This window comes from Paenibacillus polysaccharolyticus, assembly GCF_023714295.1.
Lineage (GTDB): Bacteria > Bacillota > Bacilli > Paenibacillales > Paenibacillaceae > Paenibacillus > Paenibacillus polysaccharolyticus_A.
The window spans coordinates 48,445-63,381 of record NZ_JAMAUN010000012.1 but is presented as its reverse complement, the minus strand read 5'-3'; the positions used below and the strand labels follow the sequence as shown (position 1 = coordinate 63,381).

The 14,937-nt window shown below is 45.8% G+C and carries 14 protein-coding genes; 5 read left to right on the top strand and 9 right to left on the bottom strand.

Going from position 1 to position 14,937, the window contains the following annotated elements:
• Positions 1–81 precede the first annotated feature (81 nt).
• Positions 82–666: a TetR/AcrR family transcriptional regulator gene (locus M3629_RS23285; RefSeq protein WP_251510711.1), complete on the bottom strand. Its 585-nt coding sequence runs from the start codon at positions 664–666 to the stop codon at positions 82–84.
• Positions 667–824: 158 nt separating this feature from the next.
• Here M3629_RS23285 and M3629_RS23280 point away from each other — a divergent pair, with 158 nt between their 5' ends.
• Positions 825–1,760 carry a ketopantoate reductase family protein gene (locus M3629_RS23280; RefSeq protein WP_251510709.1) on the top strand — a complete coding sequence of 312 codons (936 nt, stop codon included), beginning with the start codon at positions 825–827 and terminating at the stop codon, positions 1,758–1,760.
• A gap of 133 nt (positions 1,761–1,893) precedes the next feature.
• Here the strand turns inward: M3629_RS23280 and rlmD are convergent, their stop codons facing one another.
• Positions 1,894–3,609, bottom strand: coding sequence for a 23S rRNA (uracil(1939)-C(5))-methyltransferase RlmD (rlmD, locus tag M3629_RS23275; protein WP_251510707.1), 1,716 nt, complete (start codon positions 3,607–3,609; stop codon positions 1,894–1,896).
• 186 nt (positions 3,610–3,795) lie between these two features.
• The gene (locus tag M3629_RS23270) at positions 3,796–4,680 is read right to left on the bottom strand and encodes a diacylglycerol kinase (RefSeq protein ID WP_251510705.1); all 885 of its coding nucleotides are present in this window, start codon (positions 4,678–4,680) and stop codon (positions 3,796–3,798) included.
• A 566-nt stretch (positions 4,681–5,246) separates the two neighbouring features.
• Here M3629_RS23270 and M3629_RS23265 point away from each other — a divergent pair.
• Positions 5,247–5,945 (top strand): NPP1 family protein, encoded by a 699-nt coding sequence (locus M3629_RS23265; RefSeq protein ID WP_251510909.1) that lies wholly within the window; start codon positions 5,247–5,249, stop codon positions 5,943–5,945.
• Between the two features lie 138 nt (positions 5,946–6,083).
• Here the strand turns inward: M3629_RS23265 and M3629_RS23260 are convergent, their stop codons facing one another.
• Together M3629_RS23260 and M3629_RS23255 are read right to left on the bottom strand one after the other, a co-directional pair.
• Entirely contained in the window at positions 6,084–6,848 is a 765-nt protein-coding gene (locus M3629_RS23260) for a sirohydrochlorin chelatase (protein WP_251510703.1), read from the bottom strand.
• A 3-nt stretch (positions 6,849–6,851) separates the two neighbouring features.
• Entirely contained in the window at positions 6,852–7,142 is a 291-nt protein-coding gene (locus tag M3629_RS23255) for a YerC/YecD family TrpR-related protein (protein WP_017690665.1), read from the bottom strand.
• A 473-nt stretch (positions 7,143–7,615) separates the two neighbouring features.
• Here M3629_RS23255 and M3629_RS23250 point away from each other — a divergent pair, with 473 nt between their 5' ends.
• Both M3629_RS23250 and M3629_RS23245 read left to right on the top strand, forming a co-directional pair.
• Entirely contained in the window at positions 7,616–8,251 is a 636-nt protein-coding gene (locus tag M3629_RS23250) for a tyrosine protein kinase (RefSeq protein WP_251510702.1), read from the top strand.
• Positions 8,252–8,377: 126 nt separating this feature from the next.
• A complete protein-coding gene (locus tag M3629_RS23245; protein ID WP_251510700.1) occupies positions 8,378–9,466 on the top strand; it encodes a DNA alkylation repair protein in 1,089 nt (362 codons plus the stop codon).
• A 184-nt stretch (positions 9,467–9,650) separates the two neighbouring features.
• Here M3629_RS23245 and corA read toward each other — a convergent pair whose 3' ends face one another.
• From corA to M3629_RS23225, 4 genes are all read right to left on the bottom strand, one after another.
• Complete coding sequence (gene corA, locus M3629_RS23240; protein ID WP_251510699.1) at positions 9,651–10,610, bottom strand: magnesium/cobalt transporter CorA; 960 nt, start codon at positions 10,608–10,610, stop codon at positions 9,651–9,653.
• Between the two features lie 318 nt (positions 10,611–10,928).
• Positions 10,929–11,918, bottom strand: a complete 990-nt coding sequence (locus M3629_RS23235) for an inorganic phosphate transporter (RefSeq protein ID WP_090923317.1) — start codon at positions 11,916–11,918, stop codon at positions 10,929–10,931.
• A 14-nt stretch (positions 11,919–11,932) separates the two neighbouring features.
• Complete coding sequence (locus M3629_RS23230; RefSeq protein WP_090923319.1) at positions 11,933–12,550, bottom strand: DUF47 domain-containing protein; 618 nt, start codon at positions 12,548–12,550, stop codon at positions 11,933–11,935.
• Between the two features lie 358 nt (positions 12,551–12,908).
• Positions 12,909–13,982: a DUF3048 domain-containing protein gene (locus M3629_RS23225; RefSeq protein ID WP_251510697.1), complete on the bottom strand. Its 1,074-nt coding sequence runs from the start codon at positions 13,980–13,982 to the stop codon at positions 12,909–12,911.
• A gap of 346 nt (positions 13,983–14,328) precedes the next feature.
• Here M3629_RS23225 and M3629_RS23220 point away from each other — a divergent pair, with 346 nt between their 5' ends.
• Positions 14,329–14,868 carry a DoxX family protein gene (locus tag M3629_RS23220; protein WP_154891598.1) on the top strand — a complete coding sequence of 180 codons (540 nt, stop codon included), beginning with the start codon at positions 14,329–14,331 and terminating at the stop codon, positions 14,866–14,868.
• The last annotated feature ends 69 nt before the right edge of the window (positions 14,869–14,937 follow it).

Here is a 14,937-nt window from a genome sequence, read left to right as displayed (position 1 = left end):
TCATAGTAGCAAAAAACGCGCAGAATTCGTTGTCGCATATATTGATTTATCTGCTGTCTTTTTCCTCGTACCCATAACTTTTTATTCGATTCGTTGGCGCCCCGGATTGCCCGATCCAAAAATATGATATGGCGTTATCCCCTTTGCAAATAGGCTATCAATCAGTCCGACCAACTCTTCTGGTGATAGATCTTTGCCGTTGCGTATCCAAAGGCGAAACATTGATATTAATGTTGATATGTAAAACTCAATGATATATGGTGCCAAAGCATCATCTGTTGGAAAATCCACGATGAGCCGTTCAAAGGGAATTTCTCTTTTCAAGCGTTCCACAAAATGTACAGAGCCATAGTCGCCCAAGAGGGCTTTCAGAATTGCAATGTCCTCTGCATTTTCCAAGCACTGCAGCGCATCTTGGAACGTATGTGTAGAAAACTCTCTGCCTGCCATTTCCTCGTTAATGGAATTCAAAATGCGTTCTTCAACACAGTCCAACAAATTATAGATATCTGTAAAATATTGATAAAATGTACTGCGGTTATATCCTGATTGGTTAGCAATCTCTTGAATGGATATTTTTTCGATTGGTTTCCGGCTATATAAATCGCAGAATACATTTATAAATGTCTGCCTTGTTTTGTCCGTAATTTCAGGTTGCTTATGCATGGTTTTCCTCCATTTTCTGTTCAATCTGTTCACCCCGTCATACGACAGATATTAAAAATCTGATGGTTGATGACCATATAATGAATCCATACAATAACATTATACAACACGTTGTTGGATTATTAACAAGGACGAAAATATTTTTTTAAGGAGGCCATATGAGAATTTTATTCTTTGGTAGAGGTTTAATATCGACCCAGTATGCTTGGGCTTTTGAAAAGGCAGGGCATACCGTCGAGTTCTACGTTAGAAAAGGGAGAAAAGCAACCTTCGGAAGCCATATAGAGCTTGAAATGTGGGACGCACGAAGAGGGAAACAGTTCATACAGGAAAGCTGGAACGTCCAACTTCATGAGGAGATACGTCCAAATTATGATCTCATTATTGTAAGTGTCAACACGGAACAACTTGCAGAGGTAGCACAATTACTGTCGACTGTTGCAGGAACCACCCCTGTCCTCATATTCAATAACATTTGGCAAGAATTGAAGTCAGCGATCTCCCCCTTGTTTATGAACAATGTTGTCTTTGGCTTCCCGGGAGCAGGAGGCGGCATCACGAACAATAGACTTAGAGGCGGCTTTTTTAAAATGATATTTCTTGAAAAACCACGGGTAGACACAGAACCAATAAACAACAAGGTCAAAGATTTATTTGAAAGTGCCCATTTTAAAATTAGTTGGATAAAGGATATGCAAAATTGGCTATGGAATCACTTTGCCATGAACGCAGCTATGGAAGCCGAAGTGTTGAGACGGGGAAGTTTTCCAGCACTCTTGAATCATCGTGACTCATTCGCCAATGTTGGGAAGAATATGAGGGAAATTGTACCTGTACTTAAAGCAAGAGGTGCAAAAATGGATATGATTTCTCTACTGCTGACTAAAATTCCACCACCACTTCTCGGTATACTTTTTAACAAGGTTATTTTTGCAAAGGGTAGCTTAGCACGACTTTCCATTGAATATAACAATACCAATGCAGGTTTTTCAGTAATTGAAGTTGTGAAGGAGGCCAAAAAGTCAGGGATATCTTTACCCCGTCTTACTGCAGCTCTTGAAAACAATAAACGACACAACGTTATTAAAAACTGATCCATCCGACGAACAGAAGCTATAACCAATGCTTTGCGCTGAACATATTACTTTGGCAAAAATAACAATAGCCCGAACTTTAGAAGCTTCGGGCTAGATAGCTATTTTAAACAGGTACATGGGCCCCAGAACTCTATACCCGGACTAACATCGCCACCGACTCCACATGCACCGTATGCGGGAACATATCCACCGGCGTTACCTCCACGGTGCGATAGCCGCCATCCTCCAGCACTCTTAAATCACGTGCCAGCGTACTCGGATTACAACTCACGTACACCACGCGTTCCGGCTTCATTTCCAGGATGGTATCAAGCAGACGCGGGTCGCAGCCTTTACGCGGGGGATCGACCACGATGACGTCGGCTTCGATGCCCTGTTCTTTCCAGCGAGGGATGACGTCTTCGGAGGCACCGACTTCGAACTTCACGTTCTTCATCTCGTTCAGCATCGCATTACTGCGCGCATCCTCAATCGCCTCGGGTACAATCTCTACCCCGTATACCTGATCTGCATGTTGCGCCAGGAAAAGAGAGATCGTTCCGATGCCGCAATACGCATCAATAACCGTTTCTTTCCCGCTAAGCCCGGCGTATTCTACCGTTTTTCCATACAGCACTTCGGTCTGCACCGGATTGACCTGGTAGAACGAACGCGGAGAAATTGCAAATTGCACATCCCCGATATAATCATAGATTACATCCCGGCCCCACAGAACACGGGTCTCATCGCCGAAAATAACGTTCGTCTGCTTTTTGTTCACGTTCTGGCAGATGCTCGCCACTTGCGGAATCGCTTCACGGATACTGCCGATCCACTCGTCTTTGTGTTGAATATCCCGGCCGTTCGTCACCAGAACGAGCATCATCTCGCCTGTACGGAACGCCTTTTTCACTACGACATGACGCAGCAGGCCGCGGCCTGTTTCTTCGTTGTATGCACTTATTCCAAGGTGGCTGCCAATCTCCTTCACCTTCGCCACGACTTCATCATTATGCTCGTGTTGAATAAGACAGGTCTCCATGTCGATGATCCGGTGACTACCTTTGGCATAAAAACCACCCACCAAACCGCCCTCGGTTACACCGATAGGCACCTGTGCCTTATTTCGATAACGCCACGGCTCCTCCATACCCATCGTTGGCAGGACACGAATCGCGTGTTCTGTATCTTCTTCGTTCATGACACCTTCAAGACGCAGACGAGTGCGATTACTCTCGTTGGTTTGTACAGTTTCATCACCTGTTCGCTCATCGAATGGAGACTGTTCCGAACGGTTTGCCCAAGTCTCATCCTCCTCCATCACGTTCAACTTCCCGATCCGCTGCAGATTATCGATCACAAGCTGACGTTTCCATGCCAGTTGACCAGCGTAGCTCATATGCTGAATCTGGCATCCACCGCATTGATCGTAGATCGGACATGGAGCGGATACACGATCCGGACTGGCTTTGACAATCTCCAGCAACTTGGCGTATCCGTATTGCTTCTTCGTTTTCATCACACGCACGCGCACGGTTTCTCCAGGAAGGGCACCTTGCACAAATAGTGTGTATCCGTCCGCACGGCCCACACCTTCACCGTCATGATTCATGCCAATGATCTCAATGACGGTTTCTTCATTTTTGCTAACGGGTAATCCTTCAATTGGTGAAGATTCACGTGCTCTGCTTTTGGAACGCGCACCAGAAAGAGATGCAACGTTTGGCCGCACCTCTTTGCCTGACTGACTTGTAGATGGACGAGTTGATTGACTTGGCTGACGAGAAGCTGAAGCCTTCCCTTTCCCTTGAGGAGCAGCCGAATTCCGGCGGTTTTTTCCACGACCGCTGCGGTTCGTATTAGACAACGTACATTCACTTCTTTCTCATATAGTTCACCGCCTGCAATGACGGTGAGTTAATCTAAGCTTTTTTGAACTGTAATGAACTTTTCCGTAATTTTCATAATCTTTATAAAAAGGACTACCTTTTTCAAGCCAAAAATAACGTTCCAAAATTCTAACGAATCTCAGAGACGTTATTTTGATGAAAACTTACCGATGGAATAGCTGCAGATGATGCTTTAGATTCGTAAACTTTGCTGGCAAGGTACCGCCCAGCTCACCGTCTAGATTCAGTTGAACGTAGCCTGGTGAATTGACTTCCATGTAATCTGTCTGGAAATGTACAACCTTTTTGTCGTTCAGATGCTCTCCGCGTAACGCCAAAGTAACAAGACGAATCATGTCCGCCAGGTTACACTTGCGTACACCTATGACATCGAACAACCCATCATCAATGGTCGCCCCCGGAGCCAGCTTCTCGAAGCCGCCAACGGAGTTCGTATTGGCAATGAGGAACAGCATGAATTCATCATGAATTTCTTCCTGACCATTCGCACGAATGATTAATTCCTGCGGGGACAGGCTTGCCATTTTCTCAATCCCCTTCATATAATAGGCCAGTTGCCCGATCATCGTTTTCAAACGACTCGGCACTTCATAGGTCAGTTCGGTTAACGATCCGCCGCCTGCGATGTTGATAAAATACCTGTCGTTCGCCTTCCCGAGATCCAAGGGACGCGTCTGCTGCTGAATGACCAGGTCCACATAATCTTCCCATTGTCTTGGAATGCCGAGCGCACGCGCAAAATCATTGGTCGTCCCCAGAGGAAACACACCCAGTGGAGGGCGATTGTCCCGTTCAGCCATACCATTAATAACCTCATACAACGTACCGTCTCCACCAGCAGCGATAATCATGTCATATCCGCGTTCAATTGCCAGTTCCGCTTCCCGGGTCGCATCGCCTTCCCCCGTTGTAGCATGACAAGAAGCCTCAATACCACCCTGATCCAAACGTTGCAAAATATCAGCTAGACGTTTCTTCATTTCTTCCCGGCCTGAAGTCGGATTATATATTAATCGAGCTTTTTTCATCTGATACGCCACCTATTCCACATTATCCATGAGTCCGAATGACTTCATCTTCTTACGCTGCATCAGTCCACCAAGGGGAATCATTCAACTTAACACAACCATGAACTTTCGTTAATCCTGCGCAAACACTATATATTACTATGCCAGAGGAATGACGTCCCATTCCAAAAGCTATTGCTTCTATCATATCATCAAACGTAAAGATGTCCTAGCCTATTCCAGCCGTGATTTTTGCATAAATCCTAACACCAAAAGTCCCTTACCCTAGTAAACAGTCAAAGTCATCTTGAAACTGATCTTTCCAACTTCTTTTGCAAAAAAACCACTGATCTTCCATTCTGCCCGCTTGCACAGGAATTAATCTCCGTACTTTCTGCTGTCCACGACTAATTATATTATGACAAAAATATACAGCAAATTTACAAATCTCAATATAAAAATATAACCTAAATCAATATTTTTCCAGTATCCTGGATATACAGAACACATCCATACATAACTGACTTCACCCTACTACGTTTACAAAGGAGAATTGAACAATGCAAAAAACCAAAAAACTGGTACTGATGCTAATGGTTACCCTCCTCGCCTATTTACCGATAGGCACCGTTGCGGAGGCTGCCGTCATTAATCATGACCAAGTCGTCGGTTTTCAAGAAATCACCCCTGTAACAGCCACCCAGATCACAGCCAAACGTTTTCAACCTTTTCTGAAGGTCTATCATGGATGCGTGCCGTTTCCAGCCGTTGACGCACAGGGCAATACCAGCGCAGGTTTGGCAACATCCGGATCACACAATGGCGGATGCAGCTCCAATCTGGGTCAGGTCTACTCCCGTTCTGCTTGGCATAATGGCGTATGGGCGATCATGTACGCATGGTACTTCCCTAAAGACAACCCATCTCCGGGATTTGGACATCGTCATGACTGGGAAGGCATCGTCGTATGGGTAGACAATCCGGCGGTTGCCAATCCGAAAGTACTCTCGATCGCCTATTCAGGTCATGGGCAGTTCACCAAAGTTACACCAAGCAACAGCAACATGCAGGGCGATCATCCGAAAATCTCCTATAACAGTACCTGGCCGCTCAACCACGAGCTTGGTGTAACCAATGTCGTTGGGGGAACTCAGCCGCTAATCGGTTGGGACGATCTGACTCCAGCTGCGCGTAATGCCCTGAATACAACGGACTTTGGCAGTGCCAATGTTCCTTTTAACGATAACAACTTTGCGAACAATCTAAATAAAGCCTGGTTTAGGTAATGGGCTGGATAATTAGTTAAATCATGGATTCACACAAAAAAACCACGTCCTTGGGCGTGGTTTTCGTTATGCACAAATAGATGATACCTTTATAACTTCAATCTTTAAATCTTAAACTGACTTCAATCTTCAACCTCATCACACTTTCTCCAGCAAAAACTGAATCTGGCGCTCCAGCCACTGCCCAAGCAAAGGATGAGGCAACAACGTTTCCCCACTATATGCATATTCCAACTCTTTAAGTCGACCTGGAATAACATGCTGGGTAAAATAACCGGCACTCAAAAACAGCGGTGCCACAATGACACGACTGCCGCGTTCTTCGGACCAGTATTTCGCCTTGTCATATACACTTTCCGGATTAAGCAATGCATAGTCTGTGTGAGCGACTCCACTGATTTGCTGCACTCGTTCCGCAAGCGAAGAAATGCCTGCTTCCCAGCGCTGGCGGAATCCATCATGGATACTGCCATGTCCGACAAGCAAAATCGTTTCCTGATCAGGCTGCTGTGATAGTGACCGAACCTTGTCCCACACCATCACCGCAATATCAGGATCATTATCCACCGGATAGCCAAAATGAACCCGTGCTTTCACCTCAAAAGGTTCAAGATCGGTTTCACGCTCAGGTGCATCCTTCGCCCCGATTGCATATTCGATCTCATCCACATGGGTGCTGCCAGAGGAAACAAATAACGGTACCACCAACAGGTCCGTTACACCTTGCCCTTCCAGTCGGTTAATACCGTCCTGAATTAAACGCCCATCCACCAATTCCAGAAATCCAGCTTCAACAGGTAACGGATCAGGCAGATTCAACCGGGAAATCGCGTCATCGACGGATTCCACCCAGGTTTTCTCCTGAGAACCGTGACTAATGATGAGTACACCCGGCTTCTTCACGACTTAGCGCCCCAGGCGTTCCAGCGTCATTTTATAACCGTCATTCCCGTAATTCAGACAACGCTTAACACGCGAAATCGTAGCCGTGCTCGCGCCCGTCTCTGCTTCAATCTGGTTGTATGTGTTGCCTTTGCCAAGCATACGTGCTACTTCCAGCCGCTGGGACATGGATTGGATCTCGTTCACGGTGCAGAGGTCATCAAAAAAGACATAACACTCTTCAATATCCTTAAGTGTCAGGATTGCCTCAAATAGTTGTTCAATGCTTTTATCATTTAGCTTTTTCAGCTGCATTTTATCATCATCCCCTAGCGGTTACTGTGTACATCCATTGTACCTAGCCTGAGTTGGTATTTCAAGCGTTAACGATTTCACGCACTACAGAACAAAAATACATGTTACCGCTTACAAAACATACTATTGTCCTCCTATGGAGGACAACGAGCATAAAAACTGCAATATTCGCCCCTTTAGGAGGAACATTTCCGATTATTTATCTAGGATTTTATACCGTAAATTGTTACAAATTTGTGTCCAAAATTCATTTTTTCTTCCTATAAACCATCTTATAGGCTCTGGTCTGACTTGCGCCCATTTCCGCAAATATCCCGTTTTCCGTGATATCCGCCTACGCCGCCTCTCCGCGAATGACATACAGTATATCAAAAGGGAGTTCCACCCTGTTTGTTATACCATGAGTTTCACAGGATTGATTCCCGGTGGAACGCAATTACGAAAAATCTAATATAGAAGGAACGTGATCGTTCATGCCACAGCATTACTATCATCGCCCGCCAGGAACACGGCAGCGTCCGGCTCCTCAAGGCCAGCAGCAGGCTCGCACCTCAGCTTATGCACCGTATGGAAATGTGCCACGCTCTCTCAATGAAGCCCAGATCCAGCCGATGTATCCTGGGGTTAATCCGACTTATCCGGGCTTCGCCGAGGTGGAGGCATCCGGTCTTGTACCCTATGGGCAGGGCGTATCCAGCGGAGGGCTTTATGGAAGCGAGGTCGTGCCCGTTACTCCAGTCGTTCCGGCTCAATCACCTGCCTCTTCAGGCAGCTCAGGCTTTTCCCTCGCCAACTTAGGTGAGTTAAAAGGCATGATTGACCGCTTCGGCGGCATTGACGGCATTATGAGCGGCGTGGCCAAAATGCAAAAGGTCGTTGGCGGTATTCAGCAGATGGCCCCGATGATGAAACTGGTGATGGGCATTCTGCCTTTTGGAAAAAATAAAAACAGTAGCAGCGAAGCCGACGCTGATTACGAAGAATACTCGAAACCTCGCCCGCGCAAACGCCGCAAAAAAACGACAGGTACACAGCGGAAACGCACCTCTTCCCCAGCGCGCCGGAAAAACGCAACATCCAAACCGCGTACCAAAAGACGCAAAAGTTAACTCTATTCAGGCACTCCCCTTACAAAGGCGGGTGCCTTAACCTTTTTGAACAACTAAAAAGCAGGAACTTATGTTCTTACTCTAGAAAATGGGGTATACTAGAGACTACATATAAGGAGGCAGACCATGGAACTGTTCAAAGATAAATATACACCTGCTCTCATTGATCGAACCGCCAATCAGTTGCATCAATTCTATCCAGAGTTACAAACACAGCAATTTCGCGAACTGGTTTTCGCTGAAGGCTGGGAAGCGCTGGAGTTCAAGGCAAGGATTCGCCGGATTACGGAATCTTTGACCCATGTTCTGCCCGCCGATTACGAACAAGCCTTACATATCCTTGAACAAGCAGCTCCACAGTTGCGTGGGGTTGAGTACCTTTTTGTGCCTGATTTCATTGAAGTGAATGGACTTGCCCCCGAAAACTACGAATTATCGATGAAATATCTTAAGGTATTCACACCTTATTCAAGTTCTGAATTTGCGGTACGCCCGTTCATCCAGCGTTACCCGCTTAAGACATTGAAACAGTTGATGGAATGGACAGAAAGCAGTGACGAGCATATTCGCAGGCTTGCTAGCGAAGGCAGTCGCCCTCGTTTGCCATGGGGAGCCAAGCTTGGGGATTTGATCGTTGATCCGACGCCCGCGCTTCCGATTCTGCATGCACTCAGGCAGGATGAATCTCTCTATGTACGAAAAAGTGTAGCGAATCATCTGAACGATATTTCCAAAGATCACCCTGATCTTGTTCTCGACTTAGCTCAAACTTGGTACGGTCAGAACGCGCATACCGACTGGATTATCCGCCACGCAAGTCGTTCGCTGCTGAAGAAGGGGCACCCTGTTGCACTGAGCCTGTTCGGCTATCACAAGCAGGAGGCCGTTCATATTGAAAACCTGAAGCTGGATCGGGAGCAGATTGCTACGGGTGAGGATCTTCATTTTTCATTCGATGTGGTTAACACGAGCGGCGAACCGCAGATGCTGAGGCTTGAATATGAGATTGGTTATATGAAGGCTAACGGCAAACAGGCACCCAAACGCTTTAAGTGCTCGGACAAGATGTATGCCAGTGGTCGCAGTACCGTCAATACCAAACAATCATTCAAACTCATTACGACACGGAAATATTACGAAGGGCTGCATACGCTCACGATCGTTGTGAACGGGCAAAATACGGAATCCGCTTCTTTTGTGCTTACGTTAGACTGAACTTCGAAATGGGAATTTCACTTTAGTTATGCACAAGTCTCTATGATTGAATCACTTATGCACATGTGGATAGAAGAATAGACAGAGAATAGCCGTCAGGCAACAAACAACCTTGGGAGCGACGGATTCGTTTTCCGCAAGGTTCGCCTGACGGCCTTTTCTCTTTATTATCAAGTTATCCTGTTTATTTAAACCAGCCGCGCTTCACAAACCAGGCCACCATACAGCCTCCAAGAACAAACATCAGCAATAACACAGCACCGTAACCATATCTCCACTGAAGCTCCGGCATATGGGTGAAGTTCATGCCGTAGATACCTGCAATTAGAGTGAGTGGCATAAATACCGTCGTAATGACCGTCAGTGTTTTCATAATCTGGTTCATTCGATTCGAATTCAGTGAGATATAGCTATCGCGCAAGTCTGCCGTCATCTCCCGATCGGCTTCAATCATATCCGTCAGTTTGAGCAGGTGGTCATAAATATCGGTGAAATATGCCGTATGTTCCCCTGTTCGCTGTACATGTTGCGAATTAATGACCCGGTAGAGCAGATCCCGCATAGGGACAACAGTGCGTCTAAGCTTCAGGAGTCGACTGCGCAGGTCAAACACCTGATTCATCAATTCTTCTACAGACTCCTGACCGCCCCGATTTTCCAGTTCAGCCAGTTCATCCTCGATGGAAAATAGCGATGGAAAATAATGATCGACCAGTTTGTCCATCACTGTATAAGCTGCCGCTACCGGCCCTCTTGCCCAGATGGTACGCTCATGCGCGTGTTTCAGCAGTCTGTCCCAGGCTTCGTCCACTTCTTCCAATCTTCCATGATGGAATGACACCAGAAAGTTCTGTCCCAGGAACAGATCTACCTCTTCTGCCTCAAGCGTGGCTGGATTCAGCGCATGTAATACAAGAAACTGCAAATTCTCATAATAATCCAGCTTGGGACGTTGCAATACATGCAGACAGTCTTCAATGGCAAGTGGGTGAAAATGAAAATATGTATCCAGTAGCCAACTTTCTTCTTCGGTAGGCTGGTTGAAATCTGCCCATACCCAGGCAAAATCGTTTAAATCCAACTGTTCGAGCGGCATATTCACCGTGACTTGATGATCCCGTGTAATCGCAAGTGTACGAATCATGGATTAGACCACGTCCTTGTCTCTTTTCGAAGTTCTGATTTCATTGTACAGCCTGGACAACAAAAAAAGCCAACCCTGTTGGCTTCTCTCATTTCCCCTATCCACAGTTCCCTGTATCCACAGGAAGGTTTCTTTTGGTTTATCATTCCACGGATGGCTATCCACATATCCAGCCTGTCCACATCTTCGTGCACAGGCATTTCTTCAACTCATTGTATATTTATCCACATATCCCGATATTCACACGGTTATGAACAGGTTCGTCCTTCACTTACTGTATCCGATCGATGGATACCCGGCCCTTCTGTTGACAACTATTTAGAAAATAATCCAGTACAACAGACCTGCAAGTGCTCCGGTAATTGGAATCGTAATGAACCACGTAATGATGATACGTCCAGCCAGTCCCCATTTGACAGCCGAGAACCGTTTCGCCGAACCTACACCCAGAATCGCGGATGTGATTGCGTGTGTCGTACTTACCGGAAGGTGCAACAATGTTGCTGTGAAAATAACGGATGCAGCAGATAAATCGGCAGCAAAGCCGTTAATTGGTTCGATTTTGAAAATTTTAGTCCCCATCGTTTTGATGATTTTCCAACCACCCACCGATGTCCCCAGGGCCATAGCTGTTGCTGCTGAGATTTTAACCCACAGTGGTACTTCAAGATGATCCTGTACCTTGGCTGCGACGAGTGCAAATGTAATAATCCCCATCGCTTTCTGCGCATCGTTGGTACCATGAGTGAATGCCTGCAGGGCAGCCGTGAAGATCTGTACCGTACGGAAGCCTTTATTCACATTGTGCGGACTGCGTTTGGCAAACACATATTTAAGAATCGTCATGACGATATAACCAATGGCAAAAGCAATCAGAGGTGACAACAGCAAACCTCCGACGATATCAATGAATCCACTCCATTTCACTTTGTCCGAGCCTGCTCCAACGAGCACTGCACCTGCGAGCGCTCCGATTAACGCATGTGAAGAAGATGAAGGAATTCCAAACCACCAAGTAACCAAATTCCAGATGATCGCGGCAATCAAGGTGACGATGACAACCTCGATCCCGTTATCAAGCTTGGTGGGGTCCGTCACGCTCCCCCCAATCGTCTTCGCCACACCCGTAAACATCATCGCACCAACAAAATTCATCACAGCGGCCAAAATAATGGCGCGGCGCGGCGTCAGTGCACGTGTGGATACCGATGTGGCAATGGCATTCGCCGTGTCGTGGAAACCGTTGATGAAGTCAAACGCCAGTGCAAGGAAGACGACTATACCTAATACCCAAATCGTTGTTTCCATTATTGTCTGGCTCCTTAAGAATTACGCATGATGATGGATTCAAGAACGTTCGCAACATGCTCGCAATCATCCGTTGTTGTTTCAAGGCGTTCATATATTTCTTTCCGCTTGATCAATTCAATCGGATCAGACACCGTAGCGAATAGATTCTTGATACAGTTACGCAATACTTCGTCGCCTTGGTTTTCCAAATCATTCAGACGAATCGTATATTCACGAATCGCCAGCAATTTTTTCTGGGACAGCAAATGAATCGCCTTCTGAATTTCGTAAGCCGATTGGCGCAAAATCTCTGCAAATTGAACGATATATTCGTCCGGGTCCACCAAATTGTACATATAGAAACGGGAAGCTGTAGCTTCAATGCCGTCCAATACGTCATCAAGAGTTGTTGTCAGTTCCATAATATCATCGCGTTCGATCGGCGTGATAAATGTTTTGTTGAGTTCTGTAATGATCGTGTGCACGTAGTCATCACATTGCGACTCGTACTTTTTCATTTCATTAGCAAAAAGAGTTACATCCTGAAGGTTGGAAACATGCTGGGAGAAATAATCTGCCGCTTGAACAACCGTATCTGCCATATTCTCCAGTGTTTCAAAAAATATGTCCTTCTTCTTCTTAATCTTCATAGCTCTATCCCCTCTTCGAGAAATTGCGCCGATAACCGATGAAACATGAAATGACAACCTTTGATATCTTATCATATTTGTTTCATGGTTTGTACAAAAGCTGCGATCCTTTTTTATATTCTTCTCATATTAACCTGAAATGAATCTTAATTATTTGGAATTATGGCAAAATCAGACTCCAATTTTACACTGCGTTTACAAAACTCCGCAAAAGTCGACGTATAACTTAAAGCAATCTTTCATAAAAATCGCTATGATACGACAACACAACATCACCAATCTTAACCCTTTTCATCGCTCTCTTTCATTTCAGCCTGCAAAAATGATTCATTTCGTTGTGCCAATCGTTGTATATGGCTTATTCTTGTTCTGCCAGCTTCACATGATCTGCAAACTGTGGATGGTTCGGCACAATGCTAATGAAGGTTTTCCCGGGCACCAGATTCATTTCGCGCCCATCCTTCACAAAACGAATAATATCTCCCTCTTTTCTAACCCATTGCCCGCGAATCATCTTGCCCTTCTGAAATAGCATCGCCTCTCCGCCCTGATCTACATTCACGGATAACCTGCCTACATCGTCGAGTACCTTATGATCAGTCCCTGCAACAATAATGTTCGCTGCACCTAACTGAATACCGTTATCTTTATCTTGATCTGGCTTCCCGTTCACCATTCTCATATATCGTCCGCTAACTTCATCATAATCATACGCAACTTTGTAACTATTCAATAAATAATGGAGTTCAAACTGCTTCACGCTCTCGCCAGTAGAGGTCGCTCCTGCTTCGTCATACTTATACACAGGAGATTGGAATTCGTGGCTGTACCCTTTCTTATCCGTTCCTTCTCTGAGCTTGTCTACAGAAGTATATAGATTGTGCGGCGCTTTACGTTCTTTGGAACGCCAAAAGTAAGGCCCGCCATTTGAAATTTCGTCCATGTGCTGTTTCCGCTGTTTTTGCAAAATGGAATAGGCCTCCGGACTGCCTCCGGCATGAATAAGCACCCCGTCATAACTTTCGCCAAGCTCAATCAGGTATGGACGAATGCTACGTATGGGGCCGACGGTTTCTGCTCCACCTTCACTCTGAAATATAGCAATAAACCGCGTAATGCCACCTTCGGCAAGCACCTCAAGAATAATATCGGCTGCACTGAGTCCCGATTGGGGACGGGCGGCAGGTGCATTGTTGATCATGACCGCTAGTGGCCGCTGCGTAGACGCTTTCTCCACGGCTAGTCCCGTGAAAGGAGCTGTAAAGCCAGAATGAACAGGCTCCTCCACGGGCTTCTCTTCTTGAACCGGTGAAGGTGTGGGCTCCTGCTGGGGAATTTGGGCTACCTCTTTATTCTGGCAAGCAACAAGACTAACGGTAAGAAGACAGATCGATGCTGCTGAAATAGCTTTGTTCCTAGAAAAAAACTTCAATATAAGACCTCCTGAACGATTTGGCTGACTTTCTTCTGCTCGTCATGTGATATTCCTCTCATGCAGGCAACCATCTCACGTATTTCTTTCCATTTAATCACAACGTTTCCGTTTTGTCTGCGTCTTCTAGGCCTTGTCTTATCTCGAAATTTCTCTTTGAATCATGAAATGAGCAAATATATATGTCCTAAATGTGAACTTCTCAAACCTTACTTAAAATTTGAACTAGATTGTGATTTTAATCACAAACAAAACACCTTTCCGAATATACAATAAAGACATCAAAGGTGATCACTTAGAAAAACAAAAACAACACACACTAGATTCCATAAAAGGAGTGGTTTATATGTTCAGCTTCAACCAATGGCTTAGAGAAAACAAAGTGGCAATGTGGATTTTAACAGTACTTCGGGTGTATATCGGTTACGATTGGATGACTCACGGATGGAGCAAATTGACCGGTGGATTCCAAGCTGGCGGGTTCCTCACAGGCGCACTTGAAAAAGCAACAGGCGATCATCCAGCGGTTCAAGCTTGGTGGGCAACGTTCCTTGAAAAGTTCGCCATTCCAAATGCAGGATTGTTCGACTTCGTGATCCCGCTTGGTGAATTCCTGGTAGGTTTGGGACTCATCCTTGGATGCTTCACAACGCTGGCAGCATTGATGGCGATGGTCATGAACTTCGCGTTCCTCTTCTCGGGTACAGTAAGCACGAACGCTCAACTGGTAGTGATGGAAATCTTCATCGTCGTAGCTGGTGCGAATGCAGGTAAAATCGGTCTGGATCACTGGGTACTTCCTTACCTTCGCGGATTGTTCAAAAAGGACAGAACCATTCAGCCAACAGACACACCAACCATTACACCCACTAAGAAAACGGCTTAATCATTAAAAATATAAGAAACTCAGCCCTGCTTCCCCCCTTGGAGCAGGGCTTTGTATTGCATGATTTCA